Genomic DNA, 18,494 nt, shown 5'->3' with positions numbered 1-18,494 from the left:
TATCGCCAAGCGCAGTTAATGAAGCCCGACGACAGACTTAGTTTGTTGAACAATCTTACTTACGTTGTAACCAACACCGTGCTTAAATACCACCGCCATATCGCGAATGGCACTAGTGTCGTTAATCAATTCACCGTCTATTAAGACTAAATCAGCCTGTTTACCTGCCTCAATAGAGCCTATTTTAGTATCTCGCTCTAAAAACGTAGCGCCATTTAATGTGGCAATTTTAATCGCTTGCTGAATACTAAAGCCCGCTTCAACCAGTAACTCGATTTGTCTTTGATTTGAGAAACCCGCGATAACGCCGCCATAGCCTGTGGGGTCTGTGCCCGCCATTAATGTTCCCCCCGCTTCGACGAACCTTTTTTCTAGCTGCATCATCTTTTTAAATACGATAGGCCAGGTGGCATTTTCTTGCTGCGCGATTTTTTGCCAGCGAGTTTCATATTGTTCTCGTACTTGTGGAATAAGCGCTTCAAGAGCAAGTGGGTAAGCTTTCGGGCGGCCTTGGGTAAAGGTTTCAAATACGGTTAATGTAGATGTGAGAGCCACGTTTTTGCTAACGAGCAAAGAAATTAATGCCTCGACTTCAGGCGCGTTGATATCTAAATCAACCAGTGATTGATGAAGTTCAGCCGCAGGGCATTGGTTTTTCTTTTTATCTTTAACAAAATCGGTCGCGGCGAAAAAACCGTGTTCTAAGTTATCAATGCCCAGCTCAGCTGCTTCTTTGTAGGTGATAGAACATAAGTGCCCAGTGACTTTACGCTTGCGTTGATGCGCTGAAGATAACACCTGCGCTAATTCGTCTTGATGGATATGCATATAGGCCTTATATGACGTTACGCCTTCTTGGTCCCAGTACTGCATCATGTTTTTGGCGTCTTGGGCATCACGTAATGATTTAATTTTAAGAATGGGCAGCCCCGGGCCATTCAAGTAGGGCGCCGTCACATCTATGTCTGGCCCCATTGTCTTGCCACTGTTGATGGCATCTCGCAAATTTAAGTCTCCGTACGGCGCTGTTGTGCCGGCTGTGCGCACTGTGGTGGCTCCGCCAGCAAGATATAAGCGAGGAAAGCTGTATAGCATTTCAGTGTAATGCGCATTACCAGTGGGGTAAAACATGTGCTCGTGCATCATCACCAAGCCGGGTATTAACGTTTTTCCTGTGCCATCGATCACAGTTGTGGTCTGTGAAATTTTAATGTCTTTCGCGGAATCGACTGCTGCAATGTGCCCTGATTTTATCAGCACCGCCTGATTTGTTTTAGGTGGCGCGCCTGTGCCGTCAATTAAGGTGACATTAACGATGGCAATCTCGTTTTGATCGTAGTTGATAAATTCTTCATCAACGCCATAAGCGTTAACAGAGCTGAATATTCCACCGAGAAGCACGAGTAACGATGTACAGCGAGATAAGGCTAACAGCGGTTTTTTTGAATAAGGCATTTTAGGATTAATCTATTCAGGTTATTGACTGTAATAGCAGCATAGTACCTCGTTGAATAACATTTTGTAAATCAGGATTCACAAAATTGTCATACTGTTATCGTAAACGTTAATCTATGAGATTTGTTGTTTTATTGATCTTAAAATGTTTTGTTTATGTAAATGTATGATTTGCATAATGAATATTTACAATTTAGCGGCAACTGCGCTTTGTGCCTAGGAATCGCTTTTGCTAGTATCCGCGCATCAAAAATTGAGTTGCTATAGTGAGTTGCTTTCGATAGCGGTCAATTTTTAATAGCTTATTTGTGATTAACCTCGGATTAAACGTTGAAGCCAATTAACCGCCATTCTCATGATTTCATTCAGCGCAGCAAAGCGTTGATGAACATATCAAGCACGTCGCTGTTAGCGAAACTGTGCTTGGTCTCTGGCGCCATGGCATTATTGAGTAGCTTCAGTGTGTTCCTTGGTGGTATTTACGAAGGCGCTGAATTTGTCGGCCTCGCGCTCGATTTTTCCTCTTTTGAAGTACTTAGTAGTGCGTTTTTTGTTTGGTTGCTAGCGCTCAGCGGGTATTTTGCTAAGCACGTATTGTGGCTTCTGAATCTTGTACCTGACTATGTATTACGTAACCTGACGGCTAAGCCTAAGCCGTTATTTATTGTTCCTGCTGTTATCAGCCCTGTGCCCAGCGCACACGGCTCTCGTGCTCCACCTCTGTTTTCATAGCGGTTCAAGTCGTTAAATAAGTCAATCAATAAGTCGCTAACAAGTTCATTACGCTATATGGCATTCGTTCATGTGCCGTTATGTTGCTGTTGATAATCGACTTCGACACTTATTCACCTTGAGCCCATTCTCCCGATAATTCCGGCTTAGCCGGTGTTTAATGCTGCTTGATTCACTTAAGGCAGTGCTTTGAAAACTGTGGGTAGGGGAAATCCTTTGTTGATCCGTAAGTTAGGTTATTCAGCGTTGACGGCAAGCATATTGTTGTTGTCAGGCTGTGAAGGTGGTGTGCTTGATCCGAAAGGTCAGGTGGGCATCGATGAAAAGTATTTGATCGTTGTAGCAACGGTGCTAATGCTGCTGGTGGTTATTCCTGTAATTGGCATGACCTTGTATTTTGCTTGGCGTTACCGAGAAGGGCGCGAGCATGAAATTTATGACCCGAAGTGGGCGCATTCAACCAAAATTGAAGTGGTTGTGTGGTTGATCCCCATTGTGATTATCGCGATTTTAGGGACCTTAACCTGGTATTCGACGCAAGAGCTCGACCCCTACAAGCCGCTAGATCACGAGCACGAACCGATCACTATTCAAGTGGTGTCTTTAAACTGGAAATGGTTGTTCATTTACCCAGAGCAAGGCATTGCAACGGTAAACGAAGTGGTGTTCCCCAAAGATGTGCCAGTGGAATTCAAGATCACATCTGACACCACCATGAACTCGTTTTTTATTCCTCAACTTGGTAGCCAAATATACTCCATGGCGGGTATGACGACGCGTCTTAATTTGATTGCTAATGAAGCCGGAGAGTTTGACGGAATTTCAGCAAATTACAGTGGCGCTGGGTTCACCGGAATGAAATTTAAAGCAATCGCTAAAGACAGCGAGCAGGACTTTGAAAAGTGGGTGAGTGCGGTTAAGCATAGCCCAGCGACACTCAACGATGATAGTTACGCTCAGTTGGCAAAACACAGTGAAAACAACCCCGTGAGCTACTACGGCTCAGTGGACAGTCAGATGTTCCAGCATGTTGTGATGCAGTTCATGGGCAACATGAAACAACAAGATATGCATGGTGAGCATCAAGAGCATTCGGCTCAAATGCATATGCAGGCGGAGGATTAATTATGTCGCTTTTAGGAAACCTTACCCTCGACGCCGTCCCTTACCACGAACCTATTATCATGGTAACGCTGGCTGTAATTGGCGTCATTGGCTTGGCCATTGTTGGCCTTATTACTAAATACCAAAAGTGGGGTGTGCTTTGGCACAACTGGTTGACGTCAGTTGATCATAAACGCTTAGGTATCATGTACATTATTCTTGCACTGGTCATGCTTATTCGTGGCTTTTCTGACGCGATAATGATGCGTACACAACTCGCTATGGCGACTAACGGCGCTGCGGGATATTTGCCCCCAGAGCACTATGACCAAATATTTACCGCCCACGGCATTATCATGATCATCTTCATGGCCATGCCTTTTATGATTGGTTTGATGAACATTGTATTGCCGCTGCAAATTGGCGCGCGAGACGTGGCTTTTCCTTTCATGAACAACTTGAGTTTTTGGTTAGCTGCCGCAGGTGCTGTACTGATTAATATCTCGCTAGGTTTAGGTGAGTTCGCAAAAACAGGTTGGTTAGCCTACCCGCCATTGTCGGAGATGTCCTTTAGCCCCGGGGTGGGGGTCGATTATTATATCTGGGCTTTGCAGATATCCGGGATAGGTACATTGCTTACCGGTGTTAACTTTTTAGCCACCGTGTTTAAAATGCGCGCCCCTGGCATGAAGCTGATGCAAATGCCCATTTTTACTTGGGCTTGTACTTGGGCGAATATCTTGATTGTGGCTTCGTTCCCGATTTTAACCGCCGTACTGGGTTTACTGACACTTGACCGCTACTTAGATTTCCACTTCTTCACCAATGACGGTGGCGGTAACGCCATGATGTACATCAACCTGTTTTGGGCGTGGGGTCACCCTGAAGTGTATATTTTGGTATTACCTGCGTTTGGGATCTTCTCTGAAGTCATTTCAACCTTTACCGGTAAACGTCTGTTTGGTTACACCTCTATGGTGTGGGCAAGTGGTGCTATTTCGATTTTAGGCTTCGTGGTGTGGTTGCATCACTTCTTTACCATGGGCTCAAGCGCTGACGTAAATGCGTTCTTTGGCGTAATGACCATGATCATTGCCATACCCACGGGTGTGAAGTTATTTAACTGGTTGTTCACCATGTACCGCGGGCGCTTGCGCATTACGGTGCCAGTTCTGTGGACCTTAGGCTTTATGGTTACTTTCAGTATCGGTGGTATGACAGGGGTATTGCTTGCTGTGCCTGGCGCTGATTACGTATTGCATAACAGCTTATTTTTAGTGGCTCACTTTCACAACACCATCATAGGTGGTGCGGTATTTGGTTACATGGCGGGCTTTGCGTTTTGGTTCCCTAAAGCCACAGGCTTTCATTTGAACGAGCGCTTAGGTAAATACTCTTTCTGGTGCTGGCAAATAGGTTTCTATGTCGCCTTTATGCCTTTGTATGTACTTGGCTTCTTAGGCATGACTCGTCGCTTAAACCACACCAACAACCCTGATTGGAATATTTGGTTGTACATCGCAGCACTGGGTGCGGTCATTATCTTTGTAGGTATTGTTCTGCAATTTGTTCAGCTTTACGTGAGTATTCGTGATCGTAAGCAAAACCCTGATGTAGACGGCGACCCGTGGAATGGCCACACCTTAGAGTGGTCAACTGCGTCACCGCCTCAGTTCTACAATTTTGCAGTTCTACCTAAAGTACATGACATTGATGCATTCACTGATATGAAAGAAAAAGGCATTGAGTACCAAGCTCCTGACGAATATATGCCAATTCACATGCCGCGTAACACCGCTGCCGGTATGCAGATCGCAGGTGCCGCTGGCATCGTTGGTTTCGCCTTGATTTGGCATATTTGGTGGCTAGCGATTGTGGGATCACTGGGTATGGTTGTGGCGTTAATTGCACGCTGTTACGCCAAAGACGTGGATTATTACGTTGAGCCACAAGAAGTGGCGGAAATTGAGAGAGCGCACTTAGCCAGTGTGGCCACTGTGAAGGAGGAAGCACTATGAGTGCCGTACCAGAAACATTGAAATTCGCCAATGATCACGGCTTACATACCGATGATCATGGTGGCGGTCATCATGACGAACACCAGGATACAGGTGGGAATACACTGTTCGGCTTTTGGTTATATTTAATGACCGATTGTATTTTGTTCGCTTCGGTTTTTGCCACTTACGCCGTGTTGTATATGAACACGGACGGTGGGGTGTCAGGTAAAGATATATTTGACCTTAACTTCGTGCTAGTCGAAACGGCTGCGCTGTTGGTCAGTAGTATTACTTATGGTTTCGCACTTTTGTGCGCCCATAAACAGCAAAAAGCAGGCACCTTGCTGTGGTTGTTGGTCACTATGGCCCTTGGTTGTGTGTTTATCGCCATGGAAGTGTATGAATTTCATCACTTGATTGTTGAAGGCAATGGCCCAGATGGCAGTGCATTTCTAAGCTCATTTTTTGCTTTGGTGGGCATGCACGGTTTGCACGTTACCGCGGGTTTGATTTGGATGCTGGTTATGGTGCTTGAAGTGCTTAAGCGCGGCTTAGGGGCACAAACAGTGACGCGCCTTGGGTGCTTGAGCCTATTCTGGCATTTCTTGGACATTGTCTGGGTTTGTGTCTTCAGCGTTGTATATTTATTAGGAGCAATGTGATGAGTCATTCTGCTGAAACGACTGCCCACGGCAGCGTGAAATCCTATTTAGTTGGCTTTGTGTTATCCGTTATTCTCACTGGTATTCCGTTTTGGATGGTGATGAGTGGGCATTTTGGTAAATCTGTTCTGTTTTACAGTGTGGTTTCCTTTGCGATAGTGCAAATAGTGGTGCACTTGAAATACTTCTTGCACTTGGATTTTTCGGTCAAGGGGCGAATGGACACCTTTGCATTTCTGTTTACCGCGCTGATTATTGTGATGGTGGTTGGGTTGTCCATTTGGATCATCTATAGCGCCAACGCGATGATGATGTAATTAAGGAGGCCGCCATGAATGTAAAACGTTATATCAACATTACTAAACCCGGCATCATCATGGGTAACTTAATCTCCGTTGCGGGTGGATTTTTGCTTGCCTCGCGAGGTGAAGTTGACAGCTTATTGATGATCATGACGGTGTTAGGTTTATCGCTTGTGGTGGCCTCTGGTTGTGTAATCAATAACTGCATTGATACCGATATTGACGCCAAAATGCAGCGCACCTGCCAACGAGAAACCGTGACAGGGGCTGTGTCGATTACCCGTGCATTGCAATTTGGCTTGGCCTTGGCAGTGTTAGGGTTCGGTTTGCTAGTGCATTATACCAATGGTATTGCGGTTGGCTTTGCAGCGTTAGGTTATCTGGTGTACGTAGGCGTTTATAGCTTGTACATGAAGCGAAAGTCAGTCTATGGCACGCTGGTAGGCAGCTTATCAGGTGCTGTGCCGCCTGTGGTGGGTTATTGCGCCGCAAGTGGTCAGTTTGATGCCGGTGCAGGGATTTTGCTATTGATGTTCAGCTTATGGCAAATGCCGCACTCCTATGCCATCGCCATTTTTCGTTTTGACGACTACGCCAGAGCCAATATTCCGGTGTTGCCGGTAGCAAAGGGTATAGCGAAAACCAAGCTGCATATTGTGTTGTATATCGCTGTGTTTGCCATAGTAAGCGTACTGCTACCCTTGAGCGGATACACAGGTCTTACGTTTATGGTTGTGGCGTGTGTTACCAGCCTGTGGTGGTTGTTTATGGCACTACGCGGCTATCGTAAAAACACGGAACTGGTGGTGTGGGCGAGGCAAGTATTTGGCTTTTCAATCTTAACTATTACCGCTCTTAGCATAGGTATGGCTTTTGATTTTCAAGCCTTACCGCCTAGCTTGTTGGTGATGCTAAGCTAACCTTTAGTTTTTAGTTTGACTCTCTTGTCCGCATATATCCCCTAGGGCGAGGGAGTCACTTTTGCTAAGAGTGCCAACAAGGTGCTCAAGGTAATCGGTTTAACCATATGGTGGTCAAACCCCGCCTCTTTCGATTTACGTCTGTCTTCTTCTTGCCCCCAGCCGGTCAACGCAATAATGGTTATACGCTTGCCCCAAGGCTGTTGTCGAATGGTTTTACACACTTGGTACCCATCAAGTATCGGCAAGCCTATATCGAGTAATATAACGTCGGGCTTATGCTTTTCAGCCGCTACAACCGCTTGCTCACCGTCGTAAACAACGTGCGTGGTATGTTGGTGCATATCTAATAGCATTTGCATACTGTCGGCACTGTCTTGGTTATCATCAACAATCAGTACCGATAGTGGTAACGTTTTAGACACATCAGGCTGGGCTGTTTGCCGGTTTTTAGACTCGGTATTATCGCTAAGCTTGCCTGCCTTGCACGGCAAAGAAACGATAAACTCTGAACCGCGGCCTAAACCATCGCTTATACAGTCTACGTGTCCGCCGTGCATTTCTACTAAGCGTTGCACCAAAGACAACCCGATCCCGAGCCCACCTTCAGATTGCTCTAAGTGCTGATCGACCTGAGTAAACAAGTCGAATACTTGGTTGAGCATCTCTTGTTCAATTCCCAAACCATTATCTTTTACGCTGATGTGAACTTGCTCATCGCTTTGGGTGACGGTGAGTGAAATAAAGCCTGATTTGGGCGTGTATTTACAGGCGTTATTCAGCAGGTTGCCTAACACTTGCGCCAAACGCGCAGGATCGGCAAAGAGATGAATTGGCTGTTCGGGCAAGTTAATTTGCACGGTATGTTTCAAACGGTTTGCATAAGGGGTTACGACTTCAACAGCATGTTCGACGATATCTTTTAGCACGACGTGTTGGCGTTTTAGCGATAGTTTATCTTTGGAGATTCGACTGATATCCAGCAAGTCATCAATTAAGCGTACCATTTGGGTAACTTGACGTTCCATGGTGGTAAGGGCGGTTTGCATCGAAGCCGGGTCGGTCTGTAAATTGCGTATTAGCTCCATAGAGTTTCGCAACGGGGCGAGGGGGTTACGCAGTTCATGAGCCAAGGTGGCAATAAATTCATCTTTGCGCTTATCCGCAGTCGATAACTTATTCGTCAGCTTGGTCAGTTTTTCAGCCATTTTACGTTGTTCTGTGATATCGGTATTGGTGCCAAAAAAGCGAATAAGTTTACCATTTTGGTCGTAAATCGCGTTCATACGCGATAAGAACCAGCGGAATTTACCGTCTGCACCACGCAGGGGAAAAGTGTCTTCCCAGTCAATACCTTGTTCCAAGCTGGCTGCAAATTTAGCAAACACGGCCTCTTCGTGAGCTGGGTGGTGATGAGCCTTCCATCCACCATTGAGGTTTTGTTCTAGTGTGGTCCCCGTGTATGACAACCAGCGCTGATTAAACCATTCAATTTCCCCTTGGGCGTTAGCCATCCAAGCGAGTTGAGGTACGTTATCGACCACGGCGCGAAAGCGCTCTTCGCTTAGGCGCAGTGAGCGCTCGTTTTGTCTGCGTTTAATCACCAGTTCAGCAGTACGCATGATGATATCAAGACTGTCGTAATCCATTTTATCTGGCGATTGTGGCGTAGGGTAGTACATAGCGAACACCCCAAGAATCTCTTTGCCTGATAAAATGGGCAAAGACCAACACGCTTTTAAACCATGTTGAAGCGCCAAGTCTTGATAATTTTCCCACAAAGGTTCAGAAGCAATATCAGGCACAAAAACAGGCTCTCTTGTGGCTGCAGATGCTCCGCACGCGCCGCGCTCCGCATCTATTTTTAAGTCATTTATCTGCTCAATATAAGTGGCTGGTAAGCTTGGCCCAGCGGCAAATTGCAAGGTATCTGATTGTTCATCGACCAACATAATACTTGCGAGCATGTTATTTTCAGAGTGTTCTTCTAAAGACAATATCAGGGTAGCAAGCACATCATTCAAAGGGGCTTCTTGAGCCATGAGTTCTAACGCGTTGGTTTGGGCCATCTGGAGCGCTTCGTTTTTCTTGCGATCGCTGATATTCGCCACAATCCCTAACATACGTGTTGGCTTGCCCTCGTCCTCACCGTAAAAACTGCCATGGGCGGCTATCCAATGCACAGTATTATCTGGCCAAATAACCCGAAATTCAGTGCGAAAATCACTCGCGTCTTTTAAAGATTTTTCAAACTTTCTCTGAACCTCTTCTCTGTCGAGCGGGTGTACGTGCTGGTAAAACCCGTTCACACCCCATGACTCATCCGGAATGGCTTCTTTATAACCAAAACACCGATCATGGTGCAAAGAGCGCCGGGTATTACCTGTGATGAGGTCTAATTCCCAATCACCTACTTGGGCGGCTTCTAAGGTGATATCTAACGTGGTTTTACTGGCACGCAAGGTTTCTAAAATTCTCAAGTGTTCGGTACGCACCCAAAAACGCCGAGCGAACTCAACCACCAGTTCAATTTCGTCAACGCGCCATTCATATGGCGTGTCGCGATATATACTCAACACAAAATTGTTCTTTTTATCTAAGCTGATAGGCACACATATTAATGCGCCAATCCCGCGTTGTTCGTATTGGCTTTCAGTGTACCTAGGGTCGGTAGCGATGTTATTGACTATCAATGTCAGGTTTTCTTTTTGGCACATGTTGACTTCAAACGGCAGCGGTGTCGTTGGGCTAAGGGGCGCTTTCAGCGGGTCCTTGTGCCAAGAGTGAGAGATCGCAAGTTGCCCTGAAATTGGGTGGGTTTCACAAAAAAGACACGCGCTTAAGTCCAAGTGTTTGGCTAAGTTATGGGTAATAATGGTTTTAATTCGTTCTAAACTGCCAATACTGAGTAAGTCTGCACTTACCTGGGTTAGCATGGCTGAATTGCGCTCAGTGCGTTTTCGGTTAGTGATATCAATACCCGAAGGGATCAGTTGCACAACACTGCCGTGCTCATCAAATATGGGGTGTAGCATAAAATCCAAATCGATCAGTACGTTGTCTGCTAGTTTTGCAGTGGTATCGAATCGGGAGGACATGCCGTGCTTCGCTTTGTTTATCGCCTTGCGAATAACTTGCTGCACTTGAGGATCGTGTGACCACCAATACGTTTGCTCGAATGGCAAGCCAATGACTTCACTTTCTGTTAATGAGGCAGACACCAAGGCCGTTTTATTTGCTTCGCGTAGGATCCCGTCAGGTGTCATTACGCCCATAAAAACCGCAAAGCGCTCTAATACATCTGTTACGACTTTGCCACTACTGTCTTTGGCTAATACTTTATCCTTTTCATCGGTGCTTGAGCTGCGTTTACTTTGGCCAGTGGAGTGAGTTAGTAACTTTATTAAGGTAAAGCTGAGTAAGAAAAACCACACTGATTGCAACGAAAAAGAAGAGACAAATTCATAGGGTATTTGATGTCGATAAAAGTAACTGACAAAACATATTGCACAGATCGCCACTAGATAGGCTACGGCTTTGTTATTGCGAAGTGCAGCAAGTAATACTGGAGGTAAAAATAACCATAAGGCTTCGCCGGGTGCGAATTGACCAGCGAAAAGCGCGGCGAAAATGGCGCTAAAAATAAACGTCACTAATACGCTTAGTAAGCCGTTAATATTAACCGAAGAAAAGCGTAGTTGCGTGCTAAGTGACATCAGCAAAATCCGTTTGTGGAGGGTGCCAATTTCCCTCATCATATTTGGCCGATTTTGCACTGTTTTTCAGTTATTTCAAGTAAATAATAAAAATAAAAACGCCGCTTAGGTTTCCCGTCAGCGGCGTATCGTTTTGCTAGCTAAGAACGCATTTGGCGCAGCGTTCAAAGCATTACTTGCTAATTTTTTTGTACTTCAAGCGATGGGGTTCAACCACATCTTTGCCTTGAGTTTCTTTAAGCCAAGTTGCGTACTCTGTGTAGTTGCCTGCGAAGAAGTTGATTTTACCTTCGTCGCGGTAATCCATGATGTGCGTGGCGATACGATCCAAGAACCAGCGATCGTGCGAGATAACCATGGCACAACCAGGAAACTCGAGTAGCGCATTTTCAAGGGCACGCAAAGTTTCTACGTCCAAGTCATTGGTTGGCTCATCGAGCAATAATACGTTGCCACCCGCTTTTAGCAGTTTTGCTAAATGTACGCGGTTGCGTTCACCGCCCGATAAATCTTTGATGAACTTTTGTTGATCGTTACCTTTAAAGTTAAAACGGCTGCAATATGCACGGCTGTTTAATTCGAAGTTACCGATGCGGATCACGTCTGAGTCGTCAGAGATTTCTTTATACACAGTGTTGTTACCGTCCATGTGGTCACGGAACTGATCAACACTGGCCAGTTTTACGGTGCTACCCACTGTCACTTCGCCCGAGTCGGCTTGTTCTTCGCCGCTTAGCATGCGAAACAGTGTTGATTTACCTGCGCCGTTTGGCCCAACGATACCGACAATGGCGCCTTTGGGCATGGCAAAAGTTAAATCGTCGATCAGTAAGCGGTCGCCGTAGCTTTTACGCAGGTGGTTAACTTCAATTACTTGCTCACCTAAGCGGTCTCCCGGTGGAATGAACAGTTCATTGGTTTCGTTGCGTTTTTGATAATCGCCTGTGTTGAGCTCTTCAAAGCGTGCCATACGGGCTTTGCTTTTAGATTGGCGACCTTTGGCGTTTGAGCGAACCCATTCCAATTCGGTTTTAATTGATTTTTGACGAGCGCTCTCGGTTTTCTCTTCTTGTTTCAAACGTGCGTCTTTTTGCTCTAACCAAGATGAATAATTACCTTCCCATGGAATACCTTGGCCACGGTCAAGTTCTAAGATCCAACCAGCTACGTTGTCCAAGAAGTAACGATCGTGGGTAATGGCCACAACGGTGCCTTCATAGTCGTGTAAGAAGCGCTCTAACCACGCAACCGATTCTGCATCTAAGTGGTTGGTAGGTTCATCAAGTAGCAACATATCAGGTTTTTCAAGCAATAAGCGGCACAAGGCGACGCGGCGACGCTCACCACCAGATAACTTGCTTACGTCGGCATCCCATGGGGGCAAACGTAACGCGTCGGCGGCGCGCTCTAGGGCGTTTTCTAAATTGTGTCCGTCTTTACTTTGAATAATCGCTTCAAGCTCGCCTTGCTCTTTAGCGAGTGCGTCAAAGTCAGCATCTTCTTCTGCGTAGGCGGCGTAAACCTCTTCGATGCGCTTAAGGGCATGCGCCACGTCGGCTACGGCTTCTTCAATATTGCCGCGCACGTCTTTTGTTTCGTCAAGCTGGGGCTCTTGAGGTAGATAACCTATTTTTAAGCCCGCTTGAGGGATGGCTTCTCCTTCGATGTCTTTATCGATTCCGGCCATGATTTTTAGCAGGGTAGACTTACCTGAGCCATTTAAACCAAGTACGCCAATTTTAGCCCCGTGGAAGAAACTCAGAGATATGTCTTTAAGAATGTATTTATTCGGGGGCACGATTTTGCCCACTCGATTCATGCTATATACGTATTGCGCCATGATGAAAACAACTCCATAAAATTTTGCCTATTGTAAACACTGCACATAAGCGATGAAAGCGCTAGCTGATACTATTTTTGTAATTGTTTATATTGTGAACATTTTTGAGTCTCTAACGGAGTTTATCTGCCTGATAAATATAGTGATATTCGTTATTTTATGGTTTGTTCCATAATTGCTAACCAGCACACATTCATTGACAAATTTCGCTGTGCATCGGGCACCTCACTCGCGTAGTATTTAACAGGTCTTAGGGAATAAAAAGAGAGCGCTATGTTAAAAAAATCATCCGTTTTAGTTATGTGTGCCGGCCTTTTATGCCAGCCAGTACTAGCCAGCCGTTTAGTTGAAAATGCCTTAGTCGAACAGGCCAGCCAAGAGTTAACGAGTGCCAAAGCGTTACTGCTTAAAACCGTTAATATTAACAGCGGTACTATGAATTTTGCGGGCGTCAAAGAAGTTGGCAGTATCATGCGCAAAGAATATGACGCACTCGGTTTTAAAACTGAGTGGGTAGATGGCAGCGAATTTAACCGCGCTGGGCACCTTGTGGCTACCTACGAATCACCAACCCATCCCACAGGGCAAAAGCTTTTGCTAATCGGCCACTTAGATACGGTTTTCGCTAAAGACGATAGTTTTCAGCAGAGCAAAGAAATAGATGAAACGCATATTGCAGGGCCTGGTATTTCAGATATGAAGGGCGGCAATGTGATCATGCTTGCTGCAATTAAAACGTTAAAAGCCAAAGGTATGCTTGAACGTTTGAATATCAAAGTGGTACTCACCGGAGATGAAGAATCAAGTGGACGCCCGTTAGCGAAATCGAAAAAAGCGCTAATTGACGCAGCTAAATGGGCTGATGTCGCCCTTGGCTTTGAAGACGCCGATGGAGACATTCGCACGGCGGTAACCGCGAGGCGGGGTGCGTCAACGTGGCAGGTAACCACAACCGGCAATGCTGCCCATTCATCACAAATATTTACCGATAAAGTCGGTGATGGAGCAATATTCGAAATAGCGCGTATTTTACAAGAATTCCGTTTACAACTGGCCGATTTACCCTTGCTTAGTTTCAACCCTGGGGTGATTGCTGGTGGTACTCGAGTTACGCAGAGTAAAGGCGGCGATGAAGTCACTGCCTTTGGCAAAACCAATGTTGTGGCCCAACATGCTTCGGTTAAAGGTGGCTTGCGAGCAGCCTCACAAGAGCAACTTAAAGAAGCACAACAAATCATGAACGACGTGGTCAAGCAGCATCTAGCGCAAACGGACGCTACCTTCACGTTTGACGAAGGTTACCCACCGATGAAAGCGACCAAAGGGAATAAATCTTTGTTGGCGCAATACAGTCAAGTCAGTGTGGATTTAGGTTATGGCCCTGTTACTGCGGTGAACCCACGTAATGCAGGCGCGGCGGATATCTCGTTTACTGCTGGGCACGTGAAAATGGCGATTGACGGCTTAGGGTTAATGGGCGAAGGCGGTCACACCAAAGACGAAGTGGCAGATATGAGCACTTTCAAACAAAATATTGAGAAAACGGCGGTGCTGATGTATCGCTTGTCGAATCCATAAATCTATTATGCAAATCTGCGAGGCCGCTAGCGTCAGTAAAAGTTAGCGTTAGCGGGCTCGCCAACTTATAAAACAGCCAGCTCAAGGGAGTAATATGACATCATTTAATTGGGGCATTATCGGCCCAGGTTCCATTGCAGGTATGTTTGCTGATGCATTATTGCCATCATCTAGAGGCTCTTTGTATGCTGTAGCTAGCCGTGATTTGGCTAAAGCCCAAGCGTTTGCCGATAAATACCGAGCTGACGGCGCTTCTCATAAAGCTTCTCCGAAAGCCTATGGTAGTTATCAAGACATGCTTGCAGATCCAGAGATTGACGTGGTGTATATCGCCACGCCGCAAAGCCTGCACTACGTTCAAGCGAAAATGTGCCTAGACGCCGGTAAGCATGTGTTAATGGAGAAGCCTTTGACCATTAACGCTGCGCAAACCGAAGCATTAATCGCCTTAGCGCAAGAGAAACAACTATTGCTTCAAGAAGGCTTATGGAGCCGTTTTATGCCGTGCTTTGAACAAGTAAAGCTGTGGCTTGACGAAGGGCGCATTGGTGAACTGCAATATATTTGTTCAGATATAGGCTTTGCTTTTGGCGATAGAGAAGGGCACAGGTTGCACAATCCTACACTGGGCGGTGGTGCCTTACTCGATTTAGGCGTTTACAGCATCACGTTAAGCCAATGCTTGATGCAAGAACACCCAAGTGAAATACATGCCATGAGTCACTTCGGTCATTTTCAGGTTGACGAAAACACGACCGTTAACATGCGTTACCCATCGGGACGCTTCGCCCAGTTTACTTGCACCATTGCTGCACAGGCGAGTAATTCAATGACGCTGATGGGCAGCAAAGGGCGCATCGTATTGCCCTACATGTTTTGGAACGGCAATAAAGCTGTTTTGCAACACGAAGGCGAACAAGATGAAGTGATTGAATTTGCTCACAGGGTAAATGGTTTTGAATATCAAATTGAAGAAGCCATGAATATGATTGAGAAAAATCAAGTTTGCAGTGATTATATGCCCCACGGTGACAGCTTAGCGGTCATGCAAACGATGGATGAAATTCGCCGCCAAATTGGCTTGAAATTCCCCCCTGACGCAGAGCGTATATAGGTTGACTGGTTCACCACTTGCCCCGTGGTGATCCTTCTTTACACTTTTAGGTTATAGAACATTGCATAAAAGCTATGTACAAAAAGTGCAAAATGACTAGAATGTGCGCTCTTTTTAGCACTTAATTTTTAGCACTTAAATTGCCAGCCAATACCGCGTTTGATGAAAAATGCAGCTTCGGCGTTAAGTGTCTGTTGAGAAAATGCATTCTTGATAGGCCAAAGCGCATGCAGCTAAGCGACTTTTATCGAGCAAGTGTAACGGCCCCCGAGGAGAACTGATGTTATCACGTGACATGAATATTGCCGATTTTGATCCCGAGTTGAGTCAAGCTATCGCGCAAGAAACCCAGCGCCAAGAAGATCACATTGAACTGATCGCCTCTGAAAACTACTGTAGCCCGCGCGTACTTGAAGCCCAAGGCTCACAGCTTACTAACAAATACGCTGAAGGTTACCCGCACAAGCGTTACTACGGCGGTTGTGAATACGTTGATATCGCAGAAGACTTAGCGATTGAGCGTGCTAATCAATTATTCGGCGCTGATTATGCGAACGTGCAGCCTCACTCTGGTTCACAAGCTAACTCAGCCGTATTTATGGCGCTGCTTGAAGCTGGCGATACCGTATTAGGTATGAGCTTGGCCCACGGTGGTCACCTAACGCACGGTGCACACGTTAGCTTCTCGGGCAAAACGTATAACGCAGTTCAGTACGGTATTGATGAGCAAACTGGCAAAATCGATTACGACGCGGTAGAAGCCCTAGCAGTTGAGCATAAACCAAAAATGATCATCGGTGGTTTCTCAGCGTACTCAGGTATTGTTGATTGGCAGCGTTTCCGTGAAATCGCGGACAAAGTAGGTGCTTACTTATTAGTGGATATGGCTCACGTAGCCGGTTTAGTGGCAGCAGGTTTGTATCCTAACCCGTTGCCTCATGCGCATGTGGTGACAACCACCACCCATAAAACCCTAGCGGGCCCACGTGGCGGTTTGATTTTATCAGCCTGTGGCGATGAAACCATTTACAAAAAGCTTAACAGCTCGGTATTCCCTGGTAACCAAGGTGGCCCTTTATGTCACGTGATTGCAGCGAAAGCCGTTGCATTCAAAGAAGCATTACAACCTGAGTTCAAAGCATACCAACAGCAAGTATTGCTTAACGCCAAGGCCATGGTCAGCGTAATGCAAGAACGCGGATACGACATTGTATCTGGCGGCACTGACAACCACTTGTTCTTGCTTGATTTGATCAGCAAAGACATCACAGGTAAAGATGCTGACGCAGCCCTGGGTCGCGCGAACATAACAGTGAACAAAAACTCGGTACCAAACGACCCACGTTCACCGTTTGTGACCAGTGGTTTACGTATCGGCTCACCCGCTATTACTCGCCGTGGCTTCAAAGAAGAACAGGCCAAACAAGTTGCCACTTGGATTTGTGACGTTATCGACAACATCGAAGACGATGCCGTTATCGAGCGCGTAAAAGGCGAAGTATTAACCCTTTGCGGCAAGTTCCCTGTATACGCTTAGGTTTGATTTAGCTTAATAAAAGAAAATTAAGCTAACGCATTACTTTAAACGATTTAGCAAAAATCCGTTGAGGGTGTCCTCAACGGATTTTTTTATGGCCTGATATTTGCTGAAAGCATTAATACTGAGTATTGAAGCACTGTTTTTTGACGCTTCAATCATGTTTTAGCGTTGCGCCATAAGGTTGGCGGCTGCAACGCGTTGATGATGCGGAGCTTATGTTTTGAAGATTTTTTTGAGCCTACTGGCGTTAATCCTTTCTGGCTGTGCCCATTTACCTTCATGGCAAGAAGATGCCGAAGAAGGGCAGATTGTGGCCGAAGAGCCTTTATTACTGCACACCGAACAGATAGCCAATAAATTGTTTGCCAGCTTAACGCCAATAGAATACGGCAATTTAGCGGTCGTGAGTTTTACTGAATTAGAAAGTTTAGCGTTATCAAAAGCGAATCATTCCTTGAATATGTTGGGCTTGCAGCTGCAAGAAAGTATGTTGTCGGTATCTACTCAACGCGGTTTCAATGTGGTTGAGATTCGGGCTGCGAATCAAGTGCAATTATTCAAAGACCATGAACGTCTTTTAAGCCGTGACAGTGGTGATATCAGCAAAGATATAGATGTGCGCTACATGGTTGTGGGTACGCTACTTCAAGGTAATCAGATGACTACCGTCAATGCCAGATTATTAGATTTGCGTGAAGGTACTGTTATTGCTGCTGTATCAGACAATGTCCCTAATAGTGTGATTGGTCTAAATGCCAATCAAATCCAGATGAAACACAACAAGCTGTATCGCTCGTCATTATAAAAGTGAGCCCATTATGAAATTGATAAAACTAGCCGCCATACCACTCATGTGCTTCTTAAGTACGTCATGCTCAAGTTGGTTTTCGAGCGACGAGCAAGTACAAGAAATGCAAGCAACCGACTCAAGCGAACAAGCGATGGGATCAGTTAGTCGCTTCAATAATCAGCGCATGTCAGACATTTATAAACGCGTTGAAGTAGGTGACGTAAACCATTATGTGCAAGGCATAATGCAAGACTTGATTGCCAACATGGACAATCCAGAGAGCACGATGGACATAGGCGTGACTAGCTTCGTATATCTTGACGGCAGCTTTGATGAAACCGACTTACTTGGCAATCAATTATCAGAAAGCTTTATGCATGAGTTGCATCAATTTGGATTAAACGTATTGGACTTCAAAAGCTCAGATTTTATCCGCGTGACCCCCACTGGCGATTTTAACTTCAGCCGAGATTATGAAGAGTTAAACCCAGATATGCCTGTGCAATACGTAATGGGCGGCACCATGGTGAAGCATCAAGATGGCGTAATTGTTAACGCTAGAATGGTATCAATTAATACTAAAAAGGTGTTGTCTAGCGCGCAAGGGTTCATTCCGGCTAGCGTCGTAAATGCATTGCACCGCAGTCAAGGGAAGCCAGGTATCAGCCTTAAGTTTAAGCAAAACGAAGAGAGCTAACGCTATTCGTTTAATTTGATTTCGTGTTGGTAGACATTCTGAGG

At 45.7% G+C, this 18,494-nt stretch carries 14 protein-coding genes; 11 read left to right on the top strand and 3 right to left on the bottom strand.

Annotated elements, in window-relative coordinates:
- Positions 1 to 15: 15 nt before the first annotated feature.
- Positions 16 to 1,455, bottom strand: coding sequence for an amidohydrolase family protein (locus GCHA_RS12875; protein ID WP_007988877.1), 1,440 nt, complete (start codon positions 1,453 to 1,455; stop codon positions 16 to 18).
- Between the two features lie 330 nt (positions 1,456 to 1,785).
- On the opposite strand from GCHA_RS12875, the gene GCHA_RS12870 reads away from it, so the two are divergent.
- The 6 genes from GCHA_RS12870 (at position 1,786) to cyoE (ending at position 7,175) form a co-directional block, all read left to right on the top strand.
- Positions 1,786 to 2,187 (top strand): hypothetical protein, encoded by a 402-nt coding sequence (locus tag GCHA_RS12870; protein WP_007988876.1) that lies wholly within the window; start codon positions 1,786 to 1,788, stop codon positions 2,185 to 2,187.
- Between the two features lie 216 nt (positions 2,188 to 2,403).
- Positions 2,404 to 3,312: a ubiquinol oxidase subunit II gene (gene cyoA / locus GCHA_RS12865; RefSeq protein WP_007988875.1), complete on the top strand. Its 909-nt coding sequence runs from the start codon at positions 2,404 to 2,406 to the stop codon at positions 3,310 to 3,312.
- Between the two features lie 2 nt (positions 3,313 to 3,314).
- Positions 3,315 to 5,309, top strand: a complete 1,995-nt coding sequence (cyoB, locus tag GCHA_RS12860) for a cytochrome o ubiquinol oxidase subunit I (protein ID WP_007988873.1) — start codon at positions 3,315 to 3,317, stop codon at positions 5,307 to 5,309.
- Complete coding sequence (gene cyoC / locus GCHA_RS12855; RefSeq protein ID WP_007988871.1) at positions 5,306 to 5,953, top strand: cytochrome o ubiquinol oxidase subunit III; 648 nt, start codon at positions 5,306 to 5,308, stop codon at positions 5,951 to 5,953. Before cyoB ends, cyoC begins: the two co-directional genes overlap by 4 nt.
- Positions 5,953 to 6,270 (top strand): cytochrome o ubiquinol oxidase subunit IV, encoded by a 318-nt coding sequence (gene cyoD, locus GCHA_RS12850; protein ID WP_007988869.1) that lies wholly within the window; start codon positions 5,953 to 5,955, stop codon positions 6,268 to 6,270. The genes cyoC and cyoD overlap by 1 nt, the downstream gene beginning before the upstream one ends.
- A gap of 14 nt (positions 6,271 to 6,284) precedes the next feature.
- Positions 6,285 to 7,175 (top strand): heme o synthase, encoded by an 891-nt coding sequence (gene cyoE, locus GCHA_RS12845; protein WP_007988867.1) that lies wholly within the window; start codon positions 6,285 to 6,287, stop codon positions 7,173 to 7,175.
- Positions 7,176 to 7,216: 41 nt separating this feature from the next.
- Here the strand turns inward: cyoE and GCHA_RS12840 are convergent, their stop codons facing one another.
- Positions 7,217 to 10,891 carry a PAS domain-containing protein gene (locus GCHA_RS12840; protein WP_007988865.1) on the bottom strand — a complete coding sequence of 1,225 codons (3,675 nt, stop codon included), beginning with the start codon at positions 10,889 to 10,891 and terminating at the stop codon, positions 7,217 to 7,219.
- A gap of 172 nt (positions 10,892 to 11,063) precedes the next feature.
- Complete coding sequence (gene ettA, locus GCHA_RS12835) at positions 11,064 to 12,731, bottom strand: energy-dependent translational throttle protein EttA (RefSeq protein ID WP_007988862.1); 1,668 nt, start codon at positions 12,729 to 12,731, stop codon at positions 11,064 to 11,066.
- A 273-nt stretch (positions 12,732 to 13,004) separates the two neighbouring features.
- Between ettA and GCHA_RS12830 the strand changes: the two genes are divergently transcribed.
- From GCHA_RS12830 to GCHA_RS12810, 5 genes are all read left to right on the top strand, one after another.
- The gene (locus GCHA_RS12830; RefSeq protein WP_007988861.1) at positions 13,005 to 14,309 is read left to right on the top strand and encodes a M20/M25/M40 family metallo-hydrolase; all 1,305 of its coding nucleotides are present in this window, start codon (positions 13,005 to 13,007) and stop codon (positions 14,307 to 14,309) included.
- A gap of 94 nt (positions 14,310 to 14,403) precedes the next feature.
- Complete coding sequence (locus GCHA_RS12825; protein WP_007988860.1) at positions 14,404 to 15,423, top strand: Gfo/Idh/MocA family protein; 1,020 nt, start codon at positions 14,404 to 14,406, stop codon at positions 15,421 to 15,423.
- A 280-nt stretch (positions 15,424 to 15,703) separates the two neighbouring features.
- Positions 15,704 to 16,960 carry a serine hydroxymethyltransferase gene (gene glyA, locus GCHA_RS12820; protein WP_007988858.1) on the top strand — a complete coding sequence of 419 codons (1,257 nt, stop codon included), beginning with the start codon at positions 15,704 to 15,706 and terminating at the stop codon, positions 16,958 to 16,960.
- A gap of 223 nt (positions 16,961 to 17,183) precedes the next feature.
- On the top strand, positions 17,184 to 17,768 hold the full coding sequence (locus GCHA_RS12815) for a FlgO family outer membrane protein (RefSeq protein WP_039992452.1): 585 nt from the start codon (positions 17,184 to 17,186) through the stop codon (positions 17,766 to 17,768).
- Between the two features lie 13 nt (positions 17,769 to 17,781).
- On the top strand, positions 17,782 to 18,450 hold the full coding sequence (locus GCHA_RS12810; RefSeq protein WP_007988853.1) for a FlgO family outer membrane protein: 669 nt from the start codon (positions 17,782 to 17,784) through the stop codon (positions 18,448 to 18,450).
- Positions 18,451 to 18,494: the final 44 nt, after the last annotated feature.

The sequence above is a fragment of the Paraglaciecola chathamensis S18K6 genome (assembly GCA_000314955.1).
Classification (GTDB): domain Bacteria; phylum Pseudomonadota; class Gammaproteobacteria; order Enterobacterales; family Alteromonadaceae; genus Paraglaciecola; species Paraglaciecola chathamensis.
This window is presented reverse-complemented; position numbering and strand designations above follow the sequence as displayed.

Excerpts from the sequence above, each read along its gene's own strand:
- GCHA_RS12875 (WP_007988877.1), bottom strand. The coding sequence starts at position 1,455 with ATGCCTTATTCAAAAAAACCGCTGTTAGCCTTATCTCGCTGTACATCG.
- cyoB (WP_007988873.1), top strand. The coding sequence starts at position 3,315 with ATGTCGCTTTTAGGAAACCTTACCCTCGACGCCGTCCCTTACCACGAA.
- cyoC (WP_007988871.1), top strand. The coding sequence starts at position 5,306 with ATGAGTGCCGTACCAGAAACATTGAAATTCGCCAATGATCACGGCTTA.
- cyoD (WP_007988869.1), top strand. The coding sequence starts at position 5,953 with ATGAGTCATTCTGCTGAAACGACTGCCCACGGCAGCGTGAAATCCTAT.
- cyoE (WP_007988867.1), top strand. The coding sequence starts at position 6,285 with ATGAATGTAAAACGTTATATCAACATTACTAAACCCGGCATCATCATG.
- GCHA_RS12840 (WP_007988865.1), bottom strand. The coding sequence starts at position 10,891 with ATGTCACTTAGCACGCAACTACGCTTTTCTTCGGTTAATATTAACGGC.
- ettA (WP_007988862.1), bottom strand. The coding sequence starts at position 12,731 with ATGGCGCAATACGTATATAGCATGAATCGAGTGGGCAAAATCGTGCCC.
- GCHA_RS12830 (WP_007988861.1), top strand. The coding sequence starts at position 13,005 with ATGTTAAAAAAATCATCCGTTTTAGTTATGTGTGCCGGCCTTTTATGC.
- GCHA_RS12825 (WP_007988860.1), top strand. The coding sequence starts at position 14,404 with ATGACATCATTTAATTGGGGCATTATCGGCCCAGGTTCCATTGCAGGT.
- glyA (WP_007988858.1), top strand. The coding sequence starts at position 15,704 with ATGTTATCACGTGACATGAATATTGCCGATTTTGATCCCGAGTTGAGT.
- GCHA_RS12810 (WP_007988853.1), top strand. The coding sequence starts at position 17,782 with ATGAAATTGATAAAACTAGCCGCCATACCACTCATGTGCTTCTTAAGT.